This window comes from Megasphaera vaginalis (ex Srinivasan et al. 2021) (genome assembly GCF_000478965.1).
Classification (GTDB): domain Bacteria; phylum Bacillota; class Negativicutes; order Veillonellales; family Megasphaeraceae; genus Megasphaera; species Megasphaera vaginalis.
Genome location: NZ_AWXA01000013.1, coordinates 1 through 1152, shown reverse-complemented (window position 1 = coordinate 1152; position 1152 = coordinate 1). Strand labels below are relative to the sequence as shown.

Here is a 1152-nt window from a genome sequence, read left to right as displayed (position 1 = left end):
CGCAAGAGAGCGCCGGAAGTAACCATGCGCTGTACTTCGTTCGTTCCTTCATAAATCTGCGTGATCTTAGCGTCGCGCATATGACGGGCAACAGGATATTCTTCACTGTAGCCATAGCCGCCGAAGATCTGAACAGCATCAACGGTAACTTCCATAGCAATGTCGGAAGCATACATTTTAGCCATAGCAGCATCAACGGAGAACGGTTTCCCTTCCTGTTTCTTCATAGCTGCTTTGTATACGAGAAGACGGGCTGCTTCAATTTTCGTTGCCATATCGGCAAGTTTGAAGGAAATAGCCTGAAATTTGCAAAGCGGTTTGCCGAACTGTACACGTTCTTTAGAATATTTGATTGCATCTTCCAACGCTGCTTCAGCAATACCGAGAGCCTGCGCAGCAACGCCGATACGGCCGCCGTCCAAGGTCATCATGGCAATCTTAAAGCCTTTGCCTTCTTCGCCGAGAAGATTTTCAGCAGGAACTTTTACATCCTGGAATACCAATTCCATCGTTTGCGAGGTATTAATCCCCATTTTGTCTTCTTTCTTGCCGAATGTGAAGCCTTCCATGCCTTTTTCCAGAATGAAAGCGCTGATGCCTTTATTGCCCTGAGTCTTGTCCGTCATGGCAAATACGATATAGATATCAGCAGCACCGCCGTTGGTGATGAAGATCTTGGAGCCGTTCAATACATAGTAGTCGCCTTCTTTAACGGCAACGGTCTGCTGCCCGGAAGCATCCGTGCCGGCATTGGGTTCCGTCAAGCCGAATGCACCCAATTTCGTGCCTTCGCAAAGGGGTGTTAAATATTTTTTCTTTTGTTCTTCATTACCGAACTGCCAGATCGGGTTGGCGCAAAGAGAAACCGTGGCAGACAACGTAATCGAAACCCCGGCATCATATTTTGCCAATTCTTCAACCGTCATGATGTAGCTCAAAACATCAGCTCCGGCACCGCCGAATTCTTCGGGGAAATAGGTGCCGGCAAGGCCCATGCCCAACATTTCTTCCACTAAAGCTTCATCGTACTCATGCTTATGATCACGCTCCGTAACTGTCGGCAACAATTTCTTAACACCAAAATCTTTCGCCAATTTGACAAACATTTCCTGATCTTCTGTGCAATTAAAATCCATTCTCTTCCACTCTCCT

Annotated in this window: 1 protein-coding gene; it reads right to left on the bottom strand. The window is 47.0% G+C overall.

Translation table 11 applies throughout. The features are described 5' to 3' along the window. Window positions 1-1136: acyl-CoA dehydrogenase (locus HMPREF1250_RS03405; RefSeq protein ID WP_023053225.1), on the bottom strand; the 1136-nt coding region annotated here is incomplete at its 3' end. Window positions 1137-1152 lie beyond the last annotated feature (16 nt).